This window comes from Streptomyces sp. NPDC048270, from assembly GCF_040652335.1.
In the GTDB taxonomy this organism is placed as follows: domain Bacteria; phylum Actinomycetota; class Actinomycetes; order Streptomycetales; family Streptomycetaceae; genus Streptomyces.
On record NZ_JBEZLV010000025.1, the window covers coordinates 62,056 to 85,513 of the forward strand.

The window sequence follows — 23,458 nt, forward strand, 5'->3', positions numbered from 1 at the left end:
CCGCGTCGCGGAGCGTCCCGGCCCTCCTCACCACCGCAGCGACGCCGCCACCGGCAGGTGGTCGCTCGCGGTGGGCGGCAGGGTCCAGGCGGAGACCGGGGTCAGCTCCCGGACCAGGATCTGGTCGATGCGGGCGACGGGAAACCGCGCGGGCCAGCTGAAGCCGAACCCCGCGCCCGCCGCCTCCTGCGCCGAACGGAAGCGGCCCGTCACCGGCGCCAGCGCCCGGTCGTCGGTGGTGCCGTTGAAGTCGCCGAGCAGGAGGGTGCGCCCGGCCGGGGCGGAGGCCAGCTCCGCGGCCAGCCGGCCCGCGGCCTCGTTGCGGTGGCCGGTGGTGAACCCCGAGCCGGGGCGGATCCGTACGGAGGGGAGGTGCGCCACGTAGACGGTGAGCGGGCCACCGGGGGTCTCGGCGGTGGCCCGCAGGGCGCTGCGCCACGGCACGAGCGGCACCCCGGCCGTGTCGCGCAGGGGGTAGGTGCTCCACAACCCGACCGTGCCCTGCACCGCGTGGTACGGATGGGTCGCGGCGAGCGTGCGCTCGTACTCCTCCAGCGCGGGCCGGGTGAGCTCCTCCAGGGCGATCAGCTGGGCGCCGGAGGCGGCGAGGGCTCGGGCGGTGCCCGCCGGATCCGGGTTCACGTCGTCGACGTTGTGGGTGACGACGGTGAGGTCCGCGGGGCCGCCGGTGCCCCGGTCGAGGAACGTGCCGCCGTGCACACCGGCCCAGGTGACCGCGGGCAGCAGGGCGGCGGCGAGCGCCACCCGGGAGCGGCGCAGCAGCGCGGCGGCGAGCAGCGCCACGACCGCCGCGGCGGTCCAGGGCAGGAAGGTCTCGACGAGGCTGCCGAGGTGCGGGCCCCGGTCCGGGATCCGGCCGTGCAGCAGCATCAGCAGCGTCACCAGGACGGCGAGGGCGGCGATCAGCCGGCCCCGGCCGACGCGCGGGACGCGGTCGAAGCGGGGGAGGAACCGGCGGCGCCGTGGGGCCGCCGGCGTGTCTGCGTGCACGTTCATGACCTTGGGGACGCCGGCGAGGGGGTTCGGGGTTCTGCCCGTGGGCTACCCGCCTTCGCGCCCGCGGCCGACGCGGCTGGGCGGGCTACCCCGAGGCCCGGTCGGCGCCCTGGCCCGCGGCGTGCATCCGCCGCACCCGTCGCCGCCGCAGCAGGAGGCCGCCGGCCGCGCCGGCCAGCGCCGCGGCGGCCACGCCCGCCGTGGTCCACCAGACGGTGTGGTCCGCGTTCCCGGCGGGCGGGGAGGTGGGATCCGAGGGGCCCGCGGCGGCATCCGAGGTGGACGAGGACGCCGGTGCCGGTGCGGACGGGCCCGCCGACGCCGGTGCGGTCGGCGCCGGCGCCGAGGCTCCGGTGGTGGGCGCCGGGTCCACCACGGGTACGGAGACCGCGAGTTCGCCGTGGCCGAGGGCCGGGAACCCCACGTCGACGGTGACCTTCCAGGCGCCGGGCGGCAGGATCTCGGCGGTGGTCCAGCCCGCGGGTGCGGCCGTGACGTCGCGGATCAGCCGCCAGGGCCCCGCGGTGCGGGAGCCGTCGGCGCTGACGGCGTTCACGGTGGCGGCGACGGCCTCGTCCACCGGGTCCCCGTCGTTCTCCCAGGTGATGTCGGCGGTGACGCGGCCGTCGCGCTGCCCGGTCACCGTCACCTTCACGGTGTCGCCGTGGGCATGGGTCACGGTGGGGGTCAGGAACATCAGGCCGACTGCGGCCAGCAGGGCCGGAAAAGCGATTCTTGTGCGCATCGTGGCGGTGCTCCGGGTGGCTGGGGTGAGGGGACCGGCGGACGGCCGCGAGGTGCGGCCGTCCGCCGGGGGTGGGCCGGCCGGGGCGGTCGGTGACCGCCCGTCGCCGGTCAGCGGGCCGGGCGACGGGTCGGTCAGCCGGCCTTCTGGACGGTCCACGCCTGCGTGGCGCGGCCGTCCGTACGCTGGAGGTCGAGCAGCCAGTTCCCGTAGTAGGGGCGGTTGCTCACGGTCAGGGCGAAGCCGCCGCTCGGGTCCGTCACGGTGACCGCGCCACCGCGGGAGGTCAGCTTCCAGGCCTGCGCGCCGTTCGCGCCGCAGGTCTGCTGCGCCACCCACATGCCCGCGGCGGGGGCGCCGCCCGGCTGCAGGCACTTGCCGGAGACCGCGGACCGGATGCGGACCTGCCCGCCGCCCGCGTCGTCGAAGTACCACTGCTGCTGGGCGTATCCGTTGGCCCGCGCGCCGACGAGCACGGTGCCGTCCGCGCCGCGGCCGCCCCACACCTCGGCGTTCATGCCGGTGCTGCCGTTGCCGAGCAGGTACTTGGTGTTCGGGGTGGTCGCCCCGCCGCCCGCGCCCGTCGTACGGAAGGACGCGGCCTTGCCCGGTCCGCTGTCACGGCCGGCGGCGTCGCGGACCGACACGGTGACCGTGTACGCGGTGTTCGGCTGGAGGTTGTAGATGCGCAGCGCCTGGGACTGCGCCCAGGCCAGGTGCTTGCCGCCGAGCATGACCTGGTACCAGGCCGCTCCCTCGACCTTGGGCCAGCTCACCACGACCGAGTCGGACTGGATCTGGGCCGCCGTCACGGCCGGCCCGCCGGTGGGCTTCTTGGTCGGCGTCGGCGTGGGCTTCTTGGTCGGGGTGGGGTTCGGGTTCGGACCGGGGTCGGTGCCGCCGCCCCCCTTGGCGCGCATCAGGAACTGGTTGTCGGCGATGTTCCAGTGCGTGGCGAGGTAGCTGCCCGCCTTCGGGCTGGTGTGGAAGTAGTCGTCGTGGTTGCAGTCCAGGATGTTCTCGGAGGCCTGGTTGGTGCAGATGTTGCGCATCTGCGGGTAGTACGGCGTGTCCGAGTAGCACATGACGTCGAACTCGTCGGTGCAGTGCGCGCCGCGGCTGGTGTTCGGGGCGCTGTTGTTGACCGCGCCCAGGTTGTGGCCGAGTTCGTGCGCGGCGGTGTGCCCGCCCCAGCAGCCGGAGTCCGTACGGCCGTAGGAGGGGCCGAAGTTGCTCAGGTTGGCCTGGCCGGGACGCTCGTCGCCGTTGAAGGTGCCGATGCCGCAGTAGACCTGGCTGTCGGCGAAGATCATGTACTTGCGGTCGCGGCGGTCGAGCCCCTTGGCGGCGAGCGCGGCGTTGGTCGCGCTGAACTCGGACAGCGCCGAGGCCGGGAGCTCGATGTTGAGCACCGTGGGGGTGCAGTCGGCGGCCGTCACGTAGCGGATGTGCCGGACTCCGCCGGTCTCCTTGGCGCTCGCCGCGTAGATGAGGTCGGCGTCGGCCGCCCATTTGCGGAACGAGGCGACGTACTCGGAGTAGCGGTCGCGGCCGGGAGCGTGGACGTAGACCACCTGGACGCGGTTGCCGGTGCTGCCGTCGCCGTCGCACTGGACGGTCTGGCCCGCGGGGCCGGCGGCGACGGCCTGGCCGCCGGCGGCCGGCGCGGCGGGGGCGGGCGCCTTCGCGGAGGCCGCGGCGGCGTCGGCGGCGGGCGCGTCCTGAGGACGCCCGCCGCCTTCCGTGCTCGCCGGGTCGTCGGTCGCGGGCTTGGCGGGATCGGCCGCGGGGGCCGAGGCCTTGACGGCGGGCGCGATGTCCTTGGTGATGTCGACGCCCTTGGGCGGGGCGTCGGGGCCGTGGGTGCAGTGGCCGGCGCCGGTGCGGTAGACGCCGACGCACTTGTCGCCCTTCGGCGCGGCCTCGAGGCCGTCGTAGACCATGCCGCGGGCGCTCTCGTTGGCGGGCGCGCTCGCGATGGGCTCCGGATCCTGGTCGCGGGCGGGTGCGGCCGCCGGCGCCGCGGCTTCCGCCGCGGCGGCCTCGGCGGGGGCCGCGGCCTGGGCCCCGTCGCCGCTGCCGGAGTACGCGATGCCTCCGGCGATCACCGCCGCCGTGGCCATGGCGGCGGTGAGGAGTATCAACCGCCGCGGTTTGCGGCGGTGTTCGGGCCGTCTGCGTCGTCCTGGCATGGGCACCTCAAATCGAGATCGGAACACTGGGTGCGCGGAAGCCTGCCAGACGAATACGCCGGAGAATTCGGACAAAGAGGGGTGCGGTCCGAGAAATCGTTCCGTTACCTGTCGGTTGAATTTGACGAACCATCAATAATCAATAAAACAAGGGCAGTTACGCGCGTTGCAGATGATTGGTCCAGGCCTTCGAGGGGGAGTCGTTATCAAATCGAGATATAAACCGGAGTCTTGTTGACGGGAATTCAGTCAGGTATTCACCCAATAACTACCTGTCGAATTGCCTCCGTTACGACCCGTGAGGAACCGCCCGCAACCCCCTGGTGCTCAAGACCGGGGAGGAGTTCGGGGACGCGGCCCAGGCCGTGATGTCTGCGGCGTCGTCATCACGGGGCATGGCCGCCCTGGCCAGCCGATGGCGGACGGCGGCGGCCCGTTGCCGCGGCGGGGCCGTGATCGTTTGAGGGGCTGACGGGTGGCGGGCGGCCATCGACCGATACGTGAGGCGAGTGGGCGGCATGCGGATTGCGCGCAGGACGGTTCTGCAGGCGGCTTCGGCCGGCGCCCTGGCGGCGCTGGCGGGCCGCCCCCCGGCGGCCGCGGCGGAACAGGGCCCCGCCGCCCCCTCGGCCGCGGCGGCACAACGCGCCGCCGCCCCCGGATCCCCGGCCGGCGAGCTGGTCCGGCTGCGCTTCACCCGCGCCACCAACGGCGCGGCGACCGCGACCGCCACCGGGGACCGGGTCATCGCCGAAGTGCAGAACATCCTGTGGTCCCTCCCCGCGGACGGATCCCCGGCGACCCCGCTCACCCCGCCCGACCTGGAGCCCGGCCGGCCCGTCTTCTCCCCGGACGGCCGCCAGGTGGCGATGAGCGCCTACCGCGGCGGCACCTTCCACATCTGGGTGATGCGCGCCGACGGCTCGGGCCTGCGCCCGCTCACCGACGGCCCGTTCGACCACCGCGCCCCCGCCTGGTCCCCCGACGGCCGCATCCTCGCCTTCTGCTCCGAACGCGGCGGCGATCCGGTGGCGGGCGCTCCGTACCGGATCTGGACCGTCGAGGTCGCCGACGGCCGACTGCGCCGCCTGACGGGCCTGCCGGGTCAGTCCGGACCCGGGCAGGACGGCGGGGAGGGCCGGGACGGCGGGGAGGGCCGGGAGGGCGGGGAGGGCCGGGAGGGCGAATGGGAGGACTTCGACCCCGCCTGGTCGCCGGACGGATCGCGCGTGCTGTTCGTCCGGGGCACGCTCACCGGCGAAACCCTGACCGCCCGCACCCTCGCCTCCGTAGCCGCCGACGGCCGCGGCCCCGTACGGACCGAGCACACCGCCGGCGAAGGCAGCCTGCGCACTCCGGCGCTCTCCCCGGCCGGGCGCACCGCCTGGCTGTCCGCCGCCCCGGGCCCCCGCCGGGCCGAGCACCTCAGCCTGTACGTGGACGGCCGCCGGGTCGCCCTCGACGGCGACCTCGCCCCCGCACCCCCGCGCTGGATCGGCGACGACCGCCTGCTGCTCACCCTCGACGGCCGGTTCCGGGTGATCGACCCCGACCGGGACACCGCCGGCCGGGTGGTCCCCCTCGACGCCACCCTCGAAGTGCCCCGCCCCCGGCGCCGGTTCAAGGAGTACGTCCTGGAGGCCGAGCGCAGCCGCCCGGTACGCGGCATCCACCTGCCGTGCCTGTCCCCCGACGGCCGCAGCGTGGCCTTCGCCGCGCTCAACGCGCTGTGGGTCGCGCCCGTCGCCGGCGGCGCGCCGCGCAGGATCGTCCAGGCCCCCGCCACGGCGTACGTCCAGGGGCCGGTGTGGACCCCGGACGGCCGCGCCCTGGTCTACACGGACGACCGCGAGGGGCTGAACACCGTACGCCGCAGGGAACTCGACGACGGCCGCGAGAGCGTCCTCGCCGCGGGCGGCCGCGTCTACGGGGCCCTCTCGCCGGACGGCCGGCGGCTCGCGTGCCTGGACCTCGCCGGGCGGCTCCTCGTCCGCGAACTCGCGACCGGCACGGAGACCCCGCTGGCCGCCGCCCTCGGGGGCGGCGGCCTGCCCGGCCCGCCCAGCTGGTCGCCGGACGGGCGGTACCTCGCCCTGTGCGACCGCAACCGCCTCAGCCGCCGCTTCCGCGAGGGCTACAACCTCATCCGGATCGTCGACACCGCCACCGGTTCCGCCCGCCTCCACGCGCTCGCCCCGCACGCCTCGCTCTCGGACCGCTATGCCTCCGGCCCCGTCTGGTCGCCCGACGGCCGGTTCCTGGCCTGCGTCAGCGAGTCGGCCCTGTGGCTGCTGCCCGTCGCCCCCGACGGCAGCCCCGCCGGCCCGGCCCGCCCGCTCACCGAGGAGCCCGCCGACCACCCCTCGTGGTCCGCCGACTCCCGCACCCTCCTCTACCAGTGCGGCGCGCGGCTGCGCCTGCTCACCCTGGACGGCGCCGGCGCACCCGCCGCCGGCCCCCGGACCGTGCCGCTCTCCCTGGACCACCGCCGACCCACCCCCGTCGACACCGTCGTGCACGCCGGACTGCTGTGGGACGCCACCGGCTCACCGCCCCGCGCCGACGCCGACATCCTGATCAGCGGCGGCCGGATCACCGCCGTTGAGCCCCACCGGCCGGGCCGGCGCGCCGCGCGCCGCGTCGACGCCTCCACCGGCACGGTCCTGCCGGGCCTGTGGGACGCGCACGTCCACCCGTACCCCTACACCTACGGAGCCCGCCAGGGCCTGCTGCACCTCGCGTACGGGGTCACCACCGCTGTCTCCCTCGGCGGCTCCGCCCACGAACAGGCCCGGCTGCGCGAGGACATCCGGGCCGGCCGGCTCACCGGGCCCCGGCTGCTGGCCGGCGGCGAGCTCCTCGACGGCTCCCGGGTCGCCTACAGCATGGGCCGCGCCCACCGCACCCGTGCGGGGTTCGCCCGCTCGCTGGCCCGGGGGGAGGCGCTGGACTGGGACTTCGTCAAGACCTATGTCCGGGCCCCGTACGCGCTGATGGAGGAGGCGGCCCGGTTCGCCCACGAACGGCTCGGGGTACTCGCCGGTTCGCACCTGTGCGCCCCCGGCGTGCAGGCCGGGCAGGACCTGACCACGCACCTGGTGGCGACCGAGCGCGCCGAGTACGGCCACGGCGCCACCCCGGCGGGCCACACCCACCAGGACACCCTGGAGGTCTACACCCGCGGCGGCTTCGACCTCATCGCCACGCCCTTCACCGCCCTGCCCCTGATCGGCGCCGATCCGGCGCTCGCCGCCGACCCCCGGGTCACCGCGCTGATGCCGCCCTGGGACGTGGAGGCCGTCCGGGCCGCCGCCGCCCAGCCGCCGACCGCGGAGCAGAGCGAGGCCCTGGAACGGGAAGTCGCCACCTACCGGCGGCTCCTGGCGGGCGGCGGCCGCCTGGCGCTCGGCACCGACGCCCCGCTCACCCCGGTCGGCCTGCACCTCCACCTGGCCCTGCGCGCCCTGCACCGGTACGGCCTGTCCCCGGCGCAGGCGCTGACCACCGTCACCCGCACCCCGGCCCGCGTCTTCGGCGTGGCCGACCACCTCGGCACGGTCGAGGCCGGCCGGATCGCCGACCTCACCGTCGTGGACGGCGACCCCTTCACCGATTTCGCCGACCTGGTCCGGGTACGGGCGACCGTGCGCGGCGGGATCGTGGGCGAACGCGGTGTGCTGGAACGGGCCTTCACCGGGCCCGACGCCCCCGGTGCGCTGCGCGCCCCCGCGCGGCCCCCGACGGACTGGAGCACCGTCCTGCGCCAGATGCTCCGCGACGGCTGCTGTACGGACGCCGGCTAGCCGAGCGGCAGGAGTACGGGGCGCTTGGCGGTGCGGCCGTCGCCGGAGGAGCGGCCGCTCAGGCGGCGGCCGATCCACGGGCCGAGGAACCCGGCCACCCAGCGCAGTTCGGCGCCGGCGGCCCGCAGGCGGCCGGGCATGGCCCGGGGCGGCAGGGGGAGGGTCCAGGAGTCGTCGCTGCCGGGGAGGCGGACGGCCTCGGCGAGGGCCGCGGCGATCCGCGCGTGGCCGAGGGCGCTGACGTGGAGGCGGTCGGCGGTCCACAGCCGCGGGTCGGTGGCGACGGGCTGCGCGGCTATCTCGGCGACCGTGACCCCCTGCCGGGCGGCCGCGGCGCGGACCCGGTCGTTGAGGGCGGCCACGCGCGGGGCGAGCGGCCGGGCCAGCGGCGCGATCTCCCCCAGGTCGGGGACGGTCACGGTCACCACGTGGGCCCCGGCCGCCGTGAGCGCGGCGAACATCTCCTCGAGGTGCCCGGCCACCTCGTCGGCGTCGAACCGGGGCCGGAGCAGGTCGTTGACCCCGGCGACGACGGTCGCCAGGTCGGGGCCGAGGGCCAGGGCGGGCGCCAGCTGCTCGGCGCGGACCTGGCCGGCCAGGCGCCCGCGCACGGCGAGGTTCGCGTAGGTGAGCCCGGGGCCGGCGGCCGCGAGGTGTTCGGCGAACCGGTCGGCGAAGCCCCGCAGTCCGGTGGTGTCGTCGCCGTCGCCTATGCCCTCGGTCTGGCTGTCGCCCAGGGCGACGTAGCGCAGGTACGCGCCGTTCGTCATGAGTCGCCGTCCTTTCCTCCGGTCAGCCGTGCCCTCAGGACGGCCGCGGTCCGCAGGCACCAGTCGCGGTGCCCCTGTTCGAACGCCACCCCGCGCAGGCACGTCAGGTAGCCGCCGATCCGCTCGCCGCTCCGCAGGAACTCCGCCTCGTCCGCGTCGCCGCGCATCCGCCGCAGCAGGGAGTCGAGCAGCTCGATCTTGGCCTCGGCGGCGAGTGCCCGGGCTTCGAGCTGTTCGATCACCGGCCGGGTGCCGATCAGGTCGGCGGTCTGCACCTTGACGAGCAGGTCGTCGCGGATGACCGAGGGCTTGGCCGCGGCCGCCGCGAACTCCTCCAGCACGGCGCGTCCGGCGTCGGTGACGTGGAAGAGGCGCTTGTTGGGCCGGGTCTCCTGGACCACCTGCCGGCCCGCCACCAGGCCCTCCTTCTCCAGCTTGGCCAGCTCCGCGTACAGCTGCTGGGGGAGCGCGTGCCAGAAGTTCGCGACGCTGACGTCGAACACCTTGGCCAGCTGGTAGCCGCTGAACTCGCCTTCGAGCAGCGCCGCCAGCACGGCATGTCGCAAGGCCATCGCGGCAGCCCCTTCCCTCGCCTCGTCCGTCCGGTGCATCATACTCAAGAAAGTGACTAGTCACATTCTTGAGTATGAGGAGTGGGCATGGAGACTGCCGAACGCTTCCGCGCAGCCGTGGAGAAGCGCGATCTCACCGCGCTGGACGACCTGTTCACCGAGGACATCCGGTTGTACAGCCCGGTGAAGTTCACCCCGTTCGAGGGGAAGCCGATGGTGCTGGGACTCTTCGGCGTCCTGCTGCGCGTGTTCGAGGACCTCCGCTACGTCGGCTCCCTGGAGGGCACGGCCGAGACCGGCGCCGACGGCACGGAGGCCCCCTCGGCGATCCTGCCCTTCCGGGCCGTGGTCGACGGCAGGCAGATCCACGGGATCGACCTGCTCCAATTCGACGAGTCGGGCCGGGTCAAGGAGTTCACCGTGATGGTCCGCCCGCAGTCCGCCGTGCAGGCCCTGGGGCAGGCGGTCCTGGCCGGCCTGGTGGCCGACGGGCTGGTCCCCGACCCCGCCGCCTGACCCCCGGGCCGGCCCCTAAGGCCTCTTCTCGCCGTCGGCGAGGATGAGGTCGGCGGCGTAGTGCGGGCAGGCCGCCGTGTGCCAGGTCACCGACAGCGAGCCCGCCACGGCGCTCAGGGTCCGTGCGACCCCTTCCTTGTCGGTGGCCCGGCAGTACGGGCAGACAACGGTCTTGGGGCGCAGAAAATCGAGCATGGTCACGTCCTTCCCGCGGGCAGTGTGCGCACGGACTGGTCCAGAAGTATCAAATCCCGGCGCTATCGGGTCGCGATACCCACGAGTACGCACAAACCGTTCTCGTGGGAATCCGTGGCGGCGCTGTCGGGGCCGCCTGGCAGGATCGGTGGCGTGAACCTTCCCGTCCCCCTTCCGTCGGAACCCCACAGGTCGGAGGCGTACGCCGACTGGGTGCGCGCCCACGACCCGGGCGCGGGAGCCGCCGCGGCCGGCCTGCTCGCCGACGTGCGCGAGCGCGTGTCGCGCGCGTACCCGAAGGCGGGCCGCGCCCTGGACGGGATGGCGCACCTCTCCCGAGGGCTGCCGCCGGCCCATCTGCCCTGGTTCTGGGACACGATGGCCCACCGGCTCGCCTCCTGGGCCCCGAAGGCCGCCGGCCGCGCGTACACCCTGGCCCGCGCCGCCGAGCGGGAGCACACCCTGCCCGTGGACCCCCCCTTGGCGCGCATCAGGAACTGGTTGTCGGCGATGTTCCAGTGCGTGGCGAGGTAGCTGCCCGCCTTCGGGCTGGTGTGGAAGTAGTCGTCGTGGTTGCAGTCCAGGATGTTCTCGGAGGCCTGGTTGGTGCAGATGTTGCGCATCTGCGGGTAGTACGGCGTGTCCGAGTAGCACATGACGTCGAACTCGTCGGTGCAGTGCGCGCCGCGGCTGGTGTTCGGGGCGCTGTTGTTGACCGCGCCCAGGTTGTGGCCGAGTTCGTGCGCGGCGGTGTGCCCGCCCCAGCAGCCGGAGTCCGTACGGCCGTAGGAGGGGCCGAAGTTGCTCAGGTTGGCCTGGCCGGGACGCTCGTCGCCGTTGAAGGTGCCGATGCCGCAGTAGACCTGGCTGTCGGCGAAGATCATGTACTTGCGGTCGCGGCGGTCGAGCCCCTTGGCGGCGAGCGCGGCGTTGGTCGCGCTGAACTCGGACAGCGCCGAGGCCGGGAGCTCGATGTTGAGCACCGTGGGGGTGCAGTCGGCGGCCGTCACGTAGCGGATGTGCCGGACTCCGCCGGTCTCCTTGGCGCTCGCCGCGTAGATGAGGTCGGCGTCGGCCGCCCATTTGCGGAACGAGGCGACGTACTCGGAGTAGCGGTCGCGGCCGGGAGCGTGGACGTAGACCACCTGGACGCGGTTGCCGGTGCTGCCGTCGCCGTCGCACTGGACGGTCTGGCCCGCGGGGCCGGCGGCGACGGCCTGGCCGCCGGCGGCCGGCGCGGCGGGGGCGGGCGCCTTCGCGGAGGCCGCGGCGGCGTCGGCGGCGGGCGCGTCCTGAGGACGCCCGCCGCCTTCCGTGCTCGCCGGGTCGTCGGTCGCGGGCTTGGCGGGATCGGCCGCGGGGGCCGAGGCCTTGACGGCGGGCGCGATGTCCTTGGTGATGTCGACGCCCTTGGGCGGGGCGTCGGGGCCGTGGGTGCAGTGGCCGGCGCCGGTGCGGTAGACGCCGACGCACTTGTCGCCCTTCGGCGCGGCCTCGAGGCCGTCGTAGACCATGCCGCGGGCGCTCTCGTTGGCGGGCGCGCTCGCGATGGGCTCCGGATCCTGGTCGCGGGCGGGTGCGGCCGCCGGCGCCGCGGCTTCCGCCGCGGCGGCCTCGGCGGGGGCCGCGGCCTGGGCCCCGTCGCCGCTGCCGGAGTACGCGATGCCTCCGGCGATCACCGCCGCCGTGGCCATGGCGGCGGTGAGGAGTATCAACCGCCGCGGTTTGCGGCGGTGTTCGGGCCGTCTGCGTCGTCCTGGCATGGGCACCTCAAATCGAGATCGGAACACTGGGTGCGCGGAAGCCTGCCAGACGAATACGCCGGAGAATTCGGACAAAGAGGGGTGCGGTCCGAGAAATCGTTCCGTTACCTGTCGGTTGAATTTGACGAACCATCAATAATCAATAAAACAAGGGCAGTTACGCGCGTTGCAGATGATTGGTCCAGGCCTTCGAGGGGGAGTCGTTATCAAATCGAGATATAAACCGGAGTCTTGTTGACGGGAATTCAGTCAGGTATTCACCCAATAACTACCTGTCGAATTGCCTCCGTTACGACCCGTGAGGAACCGCCCGCAACCCCCTGGTGCTCAAGACCGGGGAGGAGTTCGGGGACGCGGCCCAGGCCGTGATGTCTGCGGCGTCGTCATCACGGGGCATGGCCGCCCTGGCCAGCCGATGGCGGACGGCGGCGGCCCGTTGCCGCGGCGGGGCCGTGATCGTTTGAGGGGCTGACGGGTGGCGGGCGGCCATCGACCGATACGTGAGGCGAGTGGGCGGCATGCGGATTGCGCGCAGGACGGTTCTGCAGGCGGCTTCGGCCGGCGCCCTGGCGGCGCTGGCGGGCCGCCCCCCGGCGGCCGCGGCGGAACAGGGCCCCGCCGCCCCCTCGGCCGCGGCGGCACAACGCGCCGCCGCCCCCGGATCCCCGGCCGGCGAGCTGGTCCGGCTGCGCTTCACCCGCGCCACCAACGGCGCGGCGACCGCGACCGCCACCGGGGACCGGGTCATCGCCGAAGTGCAGAACATCCTGTGGTCCCTCCCCGCGGACGGATCCCCGGCGACCCCGCTCACCCCGCCCGACCTGGAGCCCGGCCGGCCCGTCTTCTCCCCGGACGGCCGCCAGGTGGCGATGAGCGCCTACCGCGGCGGCACCTTCCACATCTGGGTGATGCGCGCCGACGGCTCGGGCCTGCGCCCGCTCACCGACGGCCCGTTCGACCACCGCGCCCCCGCCTGGTCCCCCGACGGCCGCATCCTCGCCTTCTGCTCCGAACGCGGCGGCGATCCGGTGGCGGGCGCTCCGTACCGGATCTGGACCGTCGAGGTCGCCGACGGCCGACTGCGCCGCCTGACGGGCCTGCCGGGTCAGTCCGGACCCGGGCAGGACGGCGGGGAGGGCCGGGACGGCGGGGAGGGCCGGGAGGGCGGGGAGGGCCGGGAGGGCGAATGGGAGGACTTCGACCCCGCCTGGTCGCCGGACGGATCGCGCGTGCTGTTCGTCCGGGGCACGCTCACCGGCGAAACCCTGACCGCCCGCACCCTCGCCTCCGTAGCCGCCGACGGCCGCGGCCCCGTACGGACCGAGCACACCGCCGGCGAAGGCAGCCTGCGCACTCCGGCGCTCTCCCCGGCCGGGCGCACCGCCTGGCTGTCCGCCGCCCCGGGCCCCCGCCGGGCCGAGCACCTCAGCCTGTACGTGGACGGCCGCCGGGTCGCCCTCGACGGCGACCTCGCCCCCGCACCCCCGCGCTGGATCGGCGACGACCGCCTGCTGCTCACCCTCGACGGCCGGTTCCGGGTGATCGACCCCGACCGGGACACCGCCGGCCGGGTGGTCCCCCTCGACGCCACCCTCGAAGTGCCCCGCCCCCGGCGCCGGTTCAAGGAGTACGTCCTGGAGGCCGAGCGCAGCCGCCCGGTACGCGGCATCCACCTGCCGTGCCTGTCCCCCGACGGCCGCAGCGTGGCCTTCGCCGCGCTCAACGCGCTGTGGGTCGCGCCCGTCGCCGGCGGCGCGCCGCGCAGGATCGTCCAGGCCCCCGCCACGGCGTACGTCCAGGGGCCGGTGTGGACCCCGGACGGCCGCGCCCTGGTCTACACGGACGACCGCGAGGGGCTGAACACCGTACGCCGCAGGGAACTCGACGACGGCCGCGAGAGCGTCCTCGCCGCGGGCGGCCGCGTCTACGGGGCCCTCTCGCCGGACGGCCGGCGGCTCGCGTGCCTGGACCTCGCCGGGCGGCTCCTCGTCCGCGAACTCGCGACCGGCACGGAGACCCCGCTGGCCGCCGCCCTCGGGGGCGGCGGCCTGCCCGGCCCGCCCAGCTGGTCGCCGGACGGGCGGTACCTCGCCCTGTGCGACCGCAACCGCCTCAGCCGCCGCTTCCGCGAGGGCTACAACCTCATCCGGATCGTCGACACCGCCACCGGTTCCGCCCGCCTCCACGCGCTCGCCCCGCACGCCTCGCTCTCGGACCGCTATGCCTCCGGCCCCGTCTGGTCGCCCGACGGCCGGTTCCTGGCCTGCGTCAGCGAGTCGGCCCTGTGGCTGCTGCCCGTCGCCCCCGACGGCAGCCCCGCCGGCCCGGCCCGCCCGCTCACCGAGGAGCCCGCCGACCACCCCTCGTGGTCCGCCGACTCCCGCACCCTCCTCTACCAGTGCGGCGCGCGGCTGCGCCTGCTCACCCTGGACGGCGCCGGCGCACCCGCCGCCGGCCCCCGGACCGTGCCGCTCTCCCTGGACCACCGCCGACCCACCCCCGTCGACACCGTCGTGCACGCCGGACTGCTGTGGGACGCCACCGGCTCACCGCCCCGCGCCGACGCCGACATCCTGATCAGCGGCGGCCGGATCACCGCCGTTGAGCCCCACCGGCCGGGCCGGCGCGCCGCGCGCCGCGTCGACGCCTCCACCGGCACGGTCCTGCCGGGCCTGTGGGACGCGCACGTCCACCCGTACCCCTACACCTACGGAGCCCGCCAGGGCCTGCTGCACCTCGCGTACGGGGTCACCACCGCTGTCTCCCTCGGCGGCTCCGCCCACGAACAGGCCCGGCTGCGCGAGGACATCCGGGCCGGCCGGCTCACCGGGCCCCGGCTGCTGGCCGGCGGCGAGCTCCTCGACGGCTCCCGGGTCGCCTACAGCATGGGCCGCGCCCACCGCACCCGTGCGGGGTTCGCCCGCTCGCTGGCCCGGGGGGAGGCGCTGGACTGGGACTTCGTCAAGACCTATGTCCGGGCCCCGTACGCGCTGATGGAGGAGGCGGCCCGGTTCGCCCACGAACGGCTCGGGGTACTCGCCGGTTCGCACCTGTGCGCCCCCGGCGTGCAGGCCGGGCAGGACCTGACCACGCACCTGGTGGCGACCGAGCGCGCCGAGTACGGCCACGGCGCCACCCCGGCGGGCCACACCCACCAGGACACCCTGGAGGTCTACACCCGCGGCGGCTTCGACCTCATCGCCACGCCCTTCACCGCCCTGCCCCTGATCGGCGCCGATCCGGCGCTCGCCGCCGACCCCCGGGTCACCGCGCTGATGCCGCCCTGGGACGTGGAGGCCGTCCGGGCCGCCGCCGCCCAGCCGCCGACCGCGGAGCAGAGCGAGGCCCTGGAACGGGAAGTCGCCACCTACCGGCGGCTCCTGGCGGGCGGCGGCCGCCTGGCGCTCGGCACCGACGCCCCGCTCACCCCGGTCGGCCTGCACCTCCACCTGGCCCTGCGCGCCCTGCACCGGTACGGCCTGTCCCCGGCGCAGGCGCTGACCACCGTCACCCGCACCCCGGCCCGCGTCTTCGGCGTGGCCGACCACCTCGGCACGGTCGAGGCCGGCCGGATCGCCGACCTCACCGTCGTGGACGGCGACCCCTTCACCGATTTCGCCGACCTGGTCCGGGTACGGGCGACCGTGCGCGGCGGGATCGTGGGCGAACGCGGTGTGCTGGAACGGGCCTTCACCGGGCCCGACGCCCCCGGTGCGCTGCGCGCCCCCGCGCGGCCCCCGACGGACTGGAGCACCGTCCTGCGCCAGATGCTCCGCGACGGCTGCTGTACGGACGCCGGCTAGCCGAGCGGCAGGAGTACGGGGCGCTTGGCGGTGCGGCCGTCGCCGGAGGAGCGGCCGCTCAGGCGGCGGCCGATCCACGGGCCGAGGAACCCGGCCACCCAGCGCAGTTCGGCGCCGGCGGCCCGCAGGCGGCCGGGCATGGCCCGGGGCGGCAGGGGGAGGGTCCAGGAGTCGTCGCTGCCGGGGAGGCGGACGGCCTCGGCGAGGGCCGCGGCGATCCGCGCGTGGCCGAGGGCGCTGACGTGGAGGCGGTCGGCGGTCCACAGCCGCGGGTCGGTGGCGACGGGCTGCGCGGCTATCTCGGCGACCGTGACCCCCTGCCGGGCGGCCGCGGCGCGGACCCGGTCGTTGAGGGCGGCCACGCGCGGGGCGAGCGGCCGGGCCAGCGGCGCGATCTCCCCCAGGTCGGGGACGGTCACGGTCACCACGTGGGCCCCGGCCGCCGTGAGCGCGGCGAACATCTCCTCGAGGTGCCCGGCCACCTCGTCGGCGTCGAACCGGGGCCGGAGCAGGTCGTTGACCCCGGCGACGACGGTCGCCAGGTCGGGGCCGAGGGCCAGGGCGGGCGCCAGCTGCTCGGCGCGGACCTGGCCGGCCAGGCGCCCGCGCACGGCGAGGTTCGCGTAGGTGAGCCCGGGGCCGGCGGCCGCGAGGTGTTCGGCGAACCGGTCGGCGAAGCCCCGCAGTCCGGTGGTGTCGTCGCCGTCGCCTATGCCCTCGGTCTGGCTGTCGCCCAGGGCGACGTAGCGCAGGTACGCGCCGTTCGTCATGAGTCGCCGTCCTTTCCTCCGGTCAGCCGTGCCCTCAGGACGGCCGCGGTCCGCAGGCACCAGTCGCGGTGCCCCTGTTCGAACGCCACCCCGCGCAGGCACGTCAGGTAGCCGCCGATCCGCTCGCCGCTCCGCAGGAACTCCGCCTCGTCCGCGTCGCCGCGCATCCGCCGCAGCAGGGAGTCGAGCAGCTCGATCTTGGCCTCGGCGGCGAGTGCCCGGGCTTCGAGCTGTTCGATCACCGGCCGGGTGCCGATCAGGTCGGCGGTCTGCACCTTGACGAGCAGGTCGTCGCGGATGACCGAGGGCTTGGCCGCGGCCGCCGCGAACTCCTCCAGCACGGCGCGTCCGGCGTCGGTGACGTGGAAGAGGCGCTTGTTGGGCCGGGTCTCCTGGACCACCTGCCGGCCCGCCACCAGGCCCTCCTTCTCCAGCTTGGCCAGCTCCGCGTACAGCTGCTGGGGGAGCGCGTGCCAGAAGTTCGCGACGCTGACGTCGAACACCTTGGCCAGCTGGTAGCCGCTGAACTCGCCTTCGAGCAGCGCCGCCAGCACGGCATGTCGCAAGGCCATCGCGGCAGCCCCTTCCCTCGCCTCGTCCGTCCGGTGCATCATACTCAAGAAAGTGACTAGTCACATTCTTGAGTATGAGGAGTGGGCATGGAGACTGCCGAACGCTTCCGCGCAGCCGTGGAGAAGCGCGATCTCACCGCGCTGGACGACCTGTTCACCGAGGACATCCGGTTGTACAGCCCGGTGAAGTTCACCCCGTTCGAGGGGAAGCCGATGGTGCTGGGACTCTTCGGCGTCCTGCTGCGCGTGTTCGAGGACCTCCGCTACGTCGGCTCCCTGGAGGGCACGGCCGAGACCGGCGCCGACGGCACGGAGGCCCCCTCGGCGATCCTGCCCTTCCGGGCCGTGGTCGACGGCAGGCAGATCCACGGGATCGACCTGCTCCAATTCGACGAGTCGGGCCGGGTCAAGGAGTTCACCGTGATGGTCCGCCCGCAGTCCGCCGTGCAGGCCCTGGGGCAGGCGGTCCTGGCCGGCCTGGTGGCCGACGGGCTGGTCCCCGACCCCGCCGCCTGACCCCCGGGCCGGCCCCTAAGGCCTCTTCTCGCCGTCGGCGAGGATGAGGTCGGCGGCGTAGTGCGGGCAGGCCGCCGTGTGCCAGGTCACCGACAGCGAGCCCGCCACGGCGCTCAGGGTCCGTGCGACCCCTTCCTTGTCGGTGGCCCGGCAGTACGGGCAGACAACGGTCTTGGGGCGCAGAAAATCGAGCATGGTCACGTCCTTCCCGCGGGCAGTGTGCGCACGGACTGGTCCAGAAGTATCAAATCCCGGCGCTATCGGGTCGCGATACCCACGAGTACGCACAAACCGTTCTCGTGGGAATCCGTGGCGGCGCTGTCGGCGCCGCCTGGCAGGATCGGAGGCGTGAACCTTCCCGTCCCCCTTCCGTCGGAACCCCACAGGTCGGAGGCGTACGCCGACTGGGTGCGCGCCCACGACCCGGGCGCGGGAGCCGCCGCGGCCGGCCTGCTCGCCGACGTGCGCGAGCGCGTGTCGCGCGCGTACCCGAAGGCGGGCCGCGCCCTGGACGGGATGGCGCACCTCTCCCGAGGGCTGCCGCCGGCCCATCTGCCCTGGTTCTGGGACACGATGGCCCACCGGCTCGCCTCCTGGGCCCCGAAGGCCGCCGGCCGCGCGTACACCCTGGCCCGCGCCGCCGAGCGGGAGCACACCCTGCCCGTGGACCCCGCCTGGCGCCGGGGGAACGTGCTGCTGCTCGCCCGCTCCGGCGCCCTGCCCGCCAAGGAGCTCCGCGGCCATCAGGCATGGCTGGCCGCGGAGCTGGACCCCGCCGACGCGCACGCGGAGTACGTACGGGTCCTCACCGCCTGGGCGGCCTCGCCCGGGGAGCCGCCCGCCGACCTGGCCCGCAGGGTGCGCGCTTCGGCGCGCGCCGCCGGGCTCGGCCCGGCCGAGGAGGCGCGGGTGCTGGCCGCCCTGATCGGCGCGGCGCGCGGGAAGGCCGTACCGGACACCCTGCTCGACGCGGCCGCCGCGCTGCTGGCCGACCACCCGCAGGACGACGGGGCGAACGCCCGGCTGCTGGAGGTGTTCCCGGAGTCGCGGAACGACGCGGCTGCCTGGCTGCGCCTCCTGCTGCGCTCGGGCGCGGCCGACGCGGCGGCCGCCGGGCGGATCACTCCGGAGGGCGGCCCCGCCGCCTGGCTGGGGCGCTACACCCGCGCCTACTCCCACCGCAAGGAGCCGTACGGGGGCGTGTCCCGGCAGCCGACGCCCCCCGAACTGCTCGACCTCGCGGCCCGGTTCGCGCCCCTGCTGCGCGCGGCCGGACAGCCGGTCCGGCTGCACGAGGACCGCTACCACCGGCCCGGCCTGGACGCGGACCTGCTGGACCTCTGCCTCGCCGAACGGATCGCGGTGGAGGACCCGGGCGAGACGGTCCGGCTCCATTTCTGGGGCGCGCGGTCGCGGCGCGACCTCAAGGCCCTCGCGGCGGACCCGGTGTTCGGGCCGCGCCTGGAGGGCACCGTGCACGCCGGACTGCGCGGCGCGGGCACGGCGATCACCCGGCTCCCGGCGAACCCGGGCATCGCCGCCGAGGTGCACACCAGGATCGAGAGCCTGGCCGGCGCGCTCGCGGGCGGCGGACTGGCCGCGGCGGACGAGGCCGTCGGCGAACTGCGCGACCTGCTGGACCGGCCGACGGCCACGGCCCTGGACGGCATCGAGGAGGTGCTGGCCGCCCTCGACCTGACGGGCCCGCTCGCGCGCACCCTGCGCGCCGGACTGCCCGAGGAGCTGGGCTGGCCGGCCCTGGACGCGGCTCTGGCCGGCTTCGCGCCCGGCGAGCTCGCGGGCGTCACCTGCACCTGGCCCGTCCTGACCCTCTACGGCCGGGGGCACGCCGTAGCCGTCGACCCCTCGGGCGTGCGCGCGGCCCACGGGTTGCGGCTGCCCGAGGAGTCCGCGCACCACACGGTCCACTTCGCGGGCGGCCAGTTTCTGGTGGGCTGGACCACGGACCCCGAGAGCCCCTTCGCCACCCACGCCCACTGGACCGGCAGCCCCGACGAGGTGTTCCGGCCGGAGCACGCGCGGGGGCTGCGTCCGTACCTCAACAGCATCCAGGGCGGGCTGGGTTACCAGTTCGAGAGTGCGGACGGCCGGGGCAGGCACGACGGCGAGGGGGTCCTGCGGCCCGGCGGCCGCGAAGGCATCCGGCACCACGACCAGCAGATGGGCGACGGCGCCGGCATCTGGAGCTCCGAGGTCTTCGCCTCGGGGGACGACTGGGCCCGCGTCGACCCCGTCACCGGAGTCCGCGCGGCGGGGCCCACGCTGCCCGAGTGGCACCGCACGGCCGAGGTGCCGCCCGGAACGGCGCTGTTCCGGGACCAGTTGACCCTGGCGGCCCTGCCGGAGGGCGCACCCGCCTCGCCGCTGGGCCAGGACGGGCGGCTGACGGGCTGCCGGGTGCTGTACCGCACGCCGTACGCGGGGCCCTCGCCGACCGATTTCCTGCTGGAGGGGATCGACGGCCGCCGCGCCCGCTACCGCAGCAGACGCCCGGGCCGCCGCCCCTGGGGCATCGTGCGGATGCCCCAGGGCGGCGAGGACGCCGTGCTCGCGGGCGAGGCGGCCATCCGCTGCCACGCCGCCGAGGACGGCTCCCTGCTGTGGGAGGTGCACGGCCTCCACGGCCCCGACCGCTCCTCCCGCGACCGGCCCTCCTCCCACAGCGCGGGCCCGGTCCCGCCGCCCGCCTACTGGCACTTCCTCGCCACCCGCGACGAGCCGTCCTCCAAGGCGCTGCGCGCGATCGGCGACGGGGCCGTGCGGGCCCTCCTCGACGCGGGGGGCGAAGCGGGCGTGCGCGCCGTGATCGCCCGGGCGCTGCCCGAGGTGACCGAGCCGCGGGTGGTCGCCGGCGTCGTCCGCGCCGCGCTGCTCGCCGCCGATGTGCGGCGGCGGCGCGAGGAACTGTCCCGCCGCGTCGGCATCATGCGGTCCGGACCGGTGGTGCGGCTCGCCGCCGCCGTCGCGGACACCGCCTTGGCCCCCGCGCTCGGCGGCCTGCTGCCCGAGGTCCGGCCGTACTCCGCGTACGTGCCCGGGCCGCATCCCGCCACCCTGACGGCGCTCGCCGCGGACGGCCGCCACCTGCGGGGCGAGATCGACGACGAGACGCGCCGGCTGGCACCGCCCGCCGCCCCGGCCGAATGGGCCGCGCTCCTGGGCGGGATCGACGCGGTGGCCTGGCGGGCCGCCGTCGCCACCACCGCCGAGGCGGACCGTGCGGCCCTGGCCGCGCTGCTGGAGACCTGGAGCGGCCAGCCGTACGCGGAGCCCGACAGCCGGTGGCGCACCGGCCGGTCGCCCGAGGCCGCGCTGGCGCGCTGCCGGGCGGCGGGGAGCCCGGTGGCCTCCGGCCCCGAACGCGGCGGCCTGGCCCGCTTCGTACAGCCCGCGGCCGGCGCGTCGCCGCAGGCCGAGCCGGCGTCCGGAGCCGGCCGGGCGCCTGGCGCCGGGCCGTCGCCCCGGCCTGGCCGGACGAGGGGGGCCGGGCCGGGGTCCGGAGCCGGGCCGGTGTCCGGTTCCGATGCGCCGCCGGGGACCGCCTTGGCGGCTGGTGCCGCCCCGTCAGCCGGGGCCGGGGAGGCCGGCTTCGAGGTCGTCGTCATCGCGCGGGACGACGCGGCGCGGCTGCCGCGGCTGCTGCGGCTGGTGGCCGAGCGGGGACCGCTCGCGCCGCCCGCCGAGGCGCTGGACCTGTTCTCGCGGCGTACGGGGGTCCGGCGCGCCATCGCCGCCCTGGTGCTCGGCGGGCTGCCCCGGCGGGCGGACCACGACGAGCACCTGAAGCTGCTGCGCGCGGCCCCGTACCGGGCCGACCAGGCCATGGCCCGCCAGTACGACGACTTCTGCCACCGCCTGGGCGACGCCGGGCGGCGCGCGGTGCTCGCGGCGGGCATGCCCGAGGACCCGGCCGGGCTGTGGGAGGAGGGCGCGGTGAGCGCGGCGGCCGAACGGATGGCCGCGGCCTGGGCGGAGCGGCTCGGCACCACCCCGTACGTGGACGAGGAGCTCGCGAGCGCGCTGGAGGCCGATCTGGGCCTGGGGGACGGCTGGGCCCGCGTGCTCGCGGCCGGGGGCGCCGAGGCCGGGGTCGCCGAGGACGGGGGCGCCGCGGCCGGGGGCGCCGAGGACCGGGAAGGAGCCGCGGCCGCCGGGACCCCCGACGGCGCCGGGTACGTCCTGGTGGGCAACCGGAGCGGCGGACTCGACCTGCACCACGCCGGGCCGGACGGCAGCGCCGGCCGGCGGGTGGGCCCCGCCGGGCCCTTCCCCGCCGAGCCCGCGTCCGTCGTGGCCTGGGCGCTGACGGAGCGTCCGGTCGGCGATCCGGCGACGCGGGCCGCCGCCGCCCTGTACGGCACCCTGCGGGCGCGGCTGGACGACCCGCGGACGCTGATCCCGCTGTGCTGGAACGCCGCGCTGGGGCGCGCCGCGGTCCACGACCCGGCCTTCCTCCCGTACGCGGGCAGCGTGCTGCCCTGCCCGGAGCCGCCCTACCGGGAGGGCACCGAGCCGTCCGCGGCCTATGACGACGGGCTGTTCGTGGTCGCGTCGCCGGGCCGTGAGGTGTACCTGCGCCCGGCCGCCCTGGCCGATCCGCAGCGGGTGGAGCGCGCCGTGCGGCTCTGCGGCGAACTGGGCCTGCCCGGGGTGCTGGAGGCCGTCCGGCGGATCGAGGCCGTGTGCGGCGGGGGACTGGCCCGGATGGTCGCCCGCGCCGCCTCGACGCCCGTGCCGCCGGGCGGCTACGAGCTGAACCCGGCCTCGAGCGTCCCGGAGCTGGTCGCCGAGGTCGCGCGCACCCTCGGGGTCGGCGCGGACGCCGCCGCCCTCCACCTCCAGCTCCTGGCCCTGGCCCGGCCCACGGACCGGGGCGTCCGCCGGTGGAACGGCTGGACCCCAGCCCGCCACAAGGCGGCCCAGGCGGAACTGGCGGCGGCGGGCGCGGTCCACACCGGCAAGCGGGCCCGCGCGGGGCGGACGGCCTTCGCGCCGGGCCCGTGGGCGGAGTTCAAGGCCCCCCACCCGCCCCTGGAGGCCGCCAAGCTCCCCGCCCACGGGGTGTCCGCCGACACCTCGGAGTTCCAGGGCCCGTTCATCCGCCTCCTGCCGCCGGTCCCGGCGCACGAACTGTTCGCGTCGGCCTGGGCGCGGGCCGGCGGAGGCTGACCCGGGGCCGGGCCCGGCGGCGTACGCGCAGCACGTGCGCCGTCAGGTGCCGTCCTCCGGCCGGGGCCGGCGCCCACGGCACACGCGGCAGATGCACGCGCAGCGGATCCGGCCACCCGCAGCCGGGCCGCCCGCTTGGCCACTGGCGGTGTGCCACACATCCCCCGGCCGGAGTGTGGCGGGCCCACACATGGGAGCGGCCCGGGGCCGTCGCGGATGATTCCGGCCATGACAAGCGGAATCACTCCCGCGTTCGACGGGACAGCCGGGGCCGCCCTCGCGGGCCGCACCGCCATGGTGACCGGGGCCGGCAGCGGTATCGGGCGCGCCTGCGCCACGGCCCTCGCCGCCGCCGGGGCCCACGTCCACGTCGTGGACATCGACGCCGAGGCGGCCACTTCCGTCGCCCGGCAGACCGGAGGCACCCCGCACGTCGTGGACCTGGCCCGCGGCGAGCTCGTGCAGGGGCTGCCGGCCGACATCGACATCCTGGTCAACAACGCGGGCCTCCAGCACGTGGCGCCGCTGACCGAGTTCCCCCCGGACCGCTTCGAACTCATCCAGAAGGTGATGGTCCACGCCCCGTTCCTGCTGCTCCGCCAGACCCTGCCGCACATGCGGGAGCGGGGCTGGGGCCGGGTCGTCAACATCTCCAGCGTCCACGGCCTGCGGGCCAGCGCGTTCAAGGCCGGGTACGTGACGGCGAAGCACGCCCTGGAGGGGCTGAGCAAGGTCGCCGCCCTCGAAGGCGCCCCGCACGGCATCACCAGCAACTGCGTCAACCCTGGCTATGTGCGCACGCCCCTGGTGGAGCGGCAGATCGCGGCCCAGGCCGCCGCTCACGGCATCGACGCCGACCAGGTCGTCGGCGAGGTGATGCTCGCCCGCTCCGCCGTCAAGCGGCTGATCGAGCCGGAGGAGGTCGCCGCCGTCGCCGTATGGCTCTGCGGACCCCACACCGGCTACGTCACCGGCGCCTCGATCCCCCTGGACGGCGGCTGGACCGCCGCCTGAACCCGCCCCGCACCCCTGCC

The 23,458-nt window shown here is 75.8% G+C and carries 16 protein-coding genes; 6 read left to right on the forward strand and 10 right to left on the reverse strand.

Features of this window, described 5'->3' with window-relative positions; all coding sequences use genetic code 11:
* Nucleotides 1-27 precede the first annotated feature (27 nt).
* The 3 genes from AB0D66_RS22545 to AB0D66_RS22555 all read right to left on the reverse strand — a co-directional run bounded on the left by AB0D66_RS22545 (nucleotide 28) and on the right by AB0D66_RS22555 (nucleotide 3,906).
* Nucleotides 28-1,011 (reverse strand): endonuclease/exonuclease/phosphatase family protein, encoded by a 984-nt coding sequence (locus tag AB0D66_RS22545; protein ID WP_362306254.1) that lies wholly within the window; start codon nucleotides 1,009-1,011, stop codon nucleotides 28-30.
* A gap of 91 nt (nucleotides 1,012-1,102) precedes the next feature.
* The gene (locus tag AB0D66_RS22550; protein WP_362306257.1) at nucleotides 1,103-1,762 is read right to left on the reverse strand and encodes a hypothetical protein; all 660 of its coding nucleotides are present in this window, start codon (nucleotides 1,760-1,762) and stop codon (nucleotides 1,103-1,105) included.
* Between the two features lie 134 nt (nucleotides 1,763-1,896).
* Nucleotides 1,897-3,906: an RICIN domain-containing protein gene (locus AB0D66_RS22555; RefSeq protein ID WP_362306260.1), complete on the reverse strand. Its 2,010-nt coding sequence runs from the start codon at nucleotides 3,904-3,906 to the stop codon at nucleotides 1,897-1,899.
* A gap of 566 nt (nucleotides 3,907-4,472) precedes the next feature.
* Here AB0D66_RS22555 and AB0D66_RS22560 point away from each other — a divergent pair.
* Nucleotides 4,473-7,757: an amidohydrolase family protein gene (locus AB0D66_RS22560; RefSeq protein WP_362306263.1), complete on the forward strand. Its 3,285-nt coding sequence runs from the start codon at nucleotides 4,473-4,475 to the stop codon at nucleotides 7,755-7,757.
* Here AB0D66_RS22560 and AB0D66_RS22565 read toward each other — a convergent pair.
* The gene (locus AB0D66_RS22565) at nucleotides 7,754-8,527 is read right to left on the reverse strand and encodes an SGNH/GDSL hydrolase family protein (RefSeq protein WP_362306266.1); all 774 of its coding nucleotides are present in this window, start codon (nucleotides 8,525-8,527) and stop codon (nucleotides 7,754-7,756) included. The genes AB0D66_RS22560 and AB0D66_RS22565 overlap by 4 nt on opposite strands.
* Nucleotides 8,524-9,099: a PadR family transcriptional regulator gene (locus tag AB0D66_RS22570; RefSeq protein WP_362306269.1), complete on the reverse strand. Its 576-nt coding sequence runs from the start codon at nucleotides 9,097-9,099 to the stop codon at nucleotides 8,524-8,526. Before AB0D66_RS22570 ends, AB0D66_RS22565 begins: the two co-directional genes overlap by 4 nt.
* Before the next feature lie 87 nt (nucleotides 9,100-9,186).
* On the opposite strand from AB0D66_RS22570, the gene AB0D66_RS22575 reads away from it, so the two are divergent.
* A complete protein-coding gene (locus tag AB0D66_RS22575) occupies nucleotides 9,187-9,615 on the forward strand; it encodes a nuclear transport factor 2 family protein (RefSeq protein ID WP_362306272.1) in 429 nt (142 codons plus the stop codon).
* A 15-nt stretch (nucleotides 9,616-9,630) separates the two neighbouring features.
* On the opposite strand, the gene AB0D66_RS22580 is transcribed toward AB0D66_RS22575, so the two are convergent.
* Both AB0D66_RS22580 and AB0D66_RS22585 read right to left on the reverse strand, forming a co-directional pair.
* The gene (locus AB0D66_RS22580) at nucleotides 9,631-9,810 is read right to left on the reverse strand and encodes a hypothetical protein (protein WP_361758929.1); all 180 of its coding nucleotides are present in this window, start codon (nucleotides 9,808-9,810) and stop codon (nucleotides 9,631-9,633) included.
* A gap of 62 nt (nucleotides 9,811-9,872) precedes the next feature.
* A complete protein-coding gene (locus AB0D66_RS22585; RefSeq protein WP_362306276.1) occupies nucleotides 9,873-11,525 on the reverse strand; it encodes a hypothetical protein in 1,653 nt (550 codons plus the stop codon).
* A 566-nt stretch (nucleotides 11,526-12,091) separates the two neighbouring features.
* Between AB0D66_RS22585 and AB0D66_RS22590 the strand changes: the two genes are divergently transcribed.
* Entirely contained in the window at nucleotides 12,092-15,376 is a 3,285-nt protein-coding gene (locus AB0D66_RS22590) for an amidohydrolase family protein (protein ID WP_362306263.1), read from the forward strand.
* Here the strand turns inward: AB0D66_RS22590 and AB0D66_RS22595 are convergent.
* Together AB0D66_RS22595 and AB0D66_RS22600 are read right to left on the reverse strand one after the other, a co-directional pair.
* The gene (locus AB0D66_RS22595; protein WP_362306266.1) at nucleotides 15,373-16,146 is read right to left on the reverse strand and encodes an SGNH/GDSL hydrolase family protein; all 774 of its coding nucleotides are present in this window, start codon (nucleotides 16,144-16,146) and stop codon (nucleotides 15,373-15,375) included. The genes AB0D66_RS22590 and AB0D66_RS22595 overlap by 4 nt on opposite strands.
* On the reverse strand, nucleotides 16,143-16,718 hold the full coding sequence (locus tag AB0D66_RS22600) for a PadR family transcriptional regulator (protein ID WP_362306269.1): 576 nt from the start codon (nucleotides 16,716-16,718) through the stop codon (nucleotides 16,143-16,145). Before AB0D66_RS22600 ends, AB0D66_RS22595 begins: the two co-directional genes overlap by 4 nt.
* Nucleotides 16,719-16,805: 87 nt before the next feature.
* On the opposite strand from AB0D66_RS22600, the gene AB0D66_RS22605 reads away from it, so the two are divergent.
* Entirely contained in the window at nucleotides 16,806-17,234 is a 429-nt protein-coding gene (locus AB0D66_RS22605) for a nuclear transport factor 2 family protein (RefSeq protein WP_362306272.1), read from the forward strand.
* Between the two features lie 15 nt (nucleotides 17,235-17,249).
* Here AB0D66_RS22605 and AB0D66_RS22610 read toward each other — a convergent pair whose 3' ends face one another.
* On the reverse strand, nucleotides 17,250-17,429 hold the full coding sequence (locus tag AB0D66_RS22610; protein ID WP_361758929.1) for a hypothetical protein: 180 nt from the start codon (nucleotides 17,427-17,429) through the stop codon (nucleotides 17,250-17,252).
* Nucleotides 17,430-17,582: 153 nt separating this feature from the next.
* Between AB0D66_RS22610 and AB0D66_RS22615 the strand changes: the two genes are divergently transcribed.
* Together AB0D66_RS22615 and AB0D66_RS22620 are read left to right on the forward strand one after the other, a co-directional pair.
* Nucleotides 17,583-22,424 carry a hypothetical protein gene (locus AB0D66_RS22615; protein WP_362306280.1) on the forward strand — a complete coding sequence of 1,614 codons (4,842 nt, stop codon included), beginning with the start codon at nucleotides 17,583-17,585 and terminating at the stop codon, nucleotides 22,422-22,424.
* A 228-nt stretch (nucleotides 22,425-22,652) separates the two neighbouring features.
* On the forward strand, nucleotides 22,653-23,438 hold the full coding sequence (locus AB0D66_RS22620) for a 3-hydroxybutyrate dehydrogenase (protein ID WP_362306283.1): 786 nt from the start codon (nucleotides 22,653-22,655) through the stop codon (nucleotides 23,436-23,438).
* Nucleotides 23,439-23,458: the final 20 nt, after the last annotated feature.

Excerpts from the sequence above, each read along its gene's own strand:
- AB0D66_RS22600 (WP_362306269.1), bottom strand. The coding sequence starts at position 16,718 with ATGGCCTTGCGACATGCCGTGCTGGCGGCGCTGCTCGAAGGCGAGTTC.
- AB0D66_RS22570 (WP_362306269.1), bottom strand. The coding sequence starts at position 9,099 with ATGGCCTTGCGACATGCCGTGCTGGCGGCGCTGCTCGAAGGCGAGTTC.
- AB0D66_RS22620 (WP_362306283.1), top strand. The coding sequence starts at position 22,653 with ATGACAAGCGGAATCACTCCCGCGTTCGACGGGACAGCCGGGGCCGCC.
- AB0D66_RS22560 (WP_362306263.1), top strand. The coding sequence starts at position 4,473 with ATGCGGATTGCGCGCAGGACGGTTCTGCAGGCGGCTTCGGCCGGCGCC.
- AB0D66_RS22605 (WP_362306272.1), top strand. The coding sequence starts at position 16,806 with ATGGAGACTGCCGAACGCTTCCGCGCAGCCGTGGAGAAGCGCGATCTC.
- AB0D66_RS22565 (WP_362306266.1), bottom strand. The coding sequence starts at position 8,527 with ATGACGAACGGCGCGTACCTGCGCTACGTCGCCCTGGGCGACAGCCAG.
- AB0D66_RS22590 (WP_362306263.1), top strand. The coding sequence starts at position 12,092 with ATGCGGATTGCGCGCAGGACGGTTCTGCAGGCGGCTTCGGCCGGCGCC.
- AB0D66_RS22580 (WP_361758929.1), bottom strand. The coding sequence starts at position 9,810 with ATGCTCGATTTTCTGCGCCCCAAGACCGTTGTCTGCCCGTACTGCCGG.
- AB0D66_RS22595 (WP_362306266.1), bottom strand. The coding sequence starts at position 16,146 with ATGACGAACGGCGCGTACCTGCGCTACGTCGCCCTGGGCGACAGCCAG.
- AB0D66_RS22610 (WP_361758929.1), bottom strand. The coding sequence starts at position 17,429 with ATGCTCGATTTTCTGCGCCCCAAGACCGTTGTCTGCCCGTACTGCCGG.
- AB0D66_RS22575 (WP_362306272.1), top strand. The coding sequence starts at position 9,187 with ATGGAGACTGCCGAACGCTTCCGCGCAGCCGTGGAGAAGCGCGATCTC.
- AB0D66_RS22550 (WP_362306257.1), bottom strand. The coding sequence starts at position 1,762 with ATGCGCACAAGAATCGCTTTTCCGGCCCTGCTGGCCGCAGTCGGCCTG.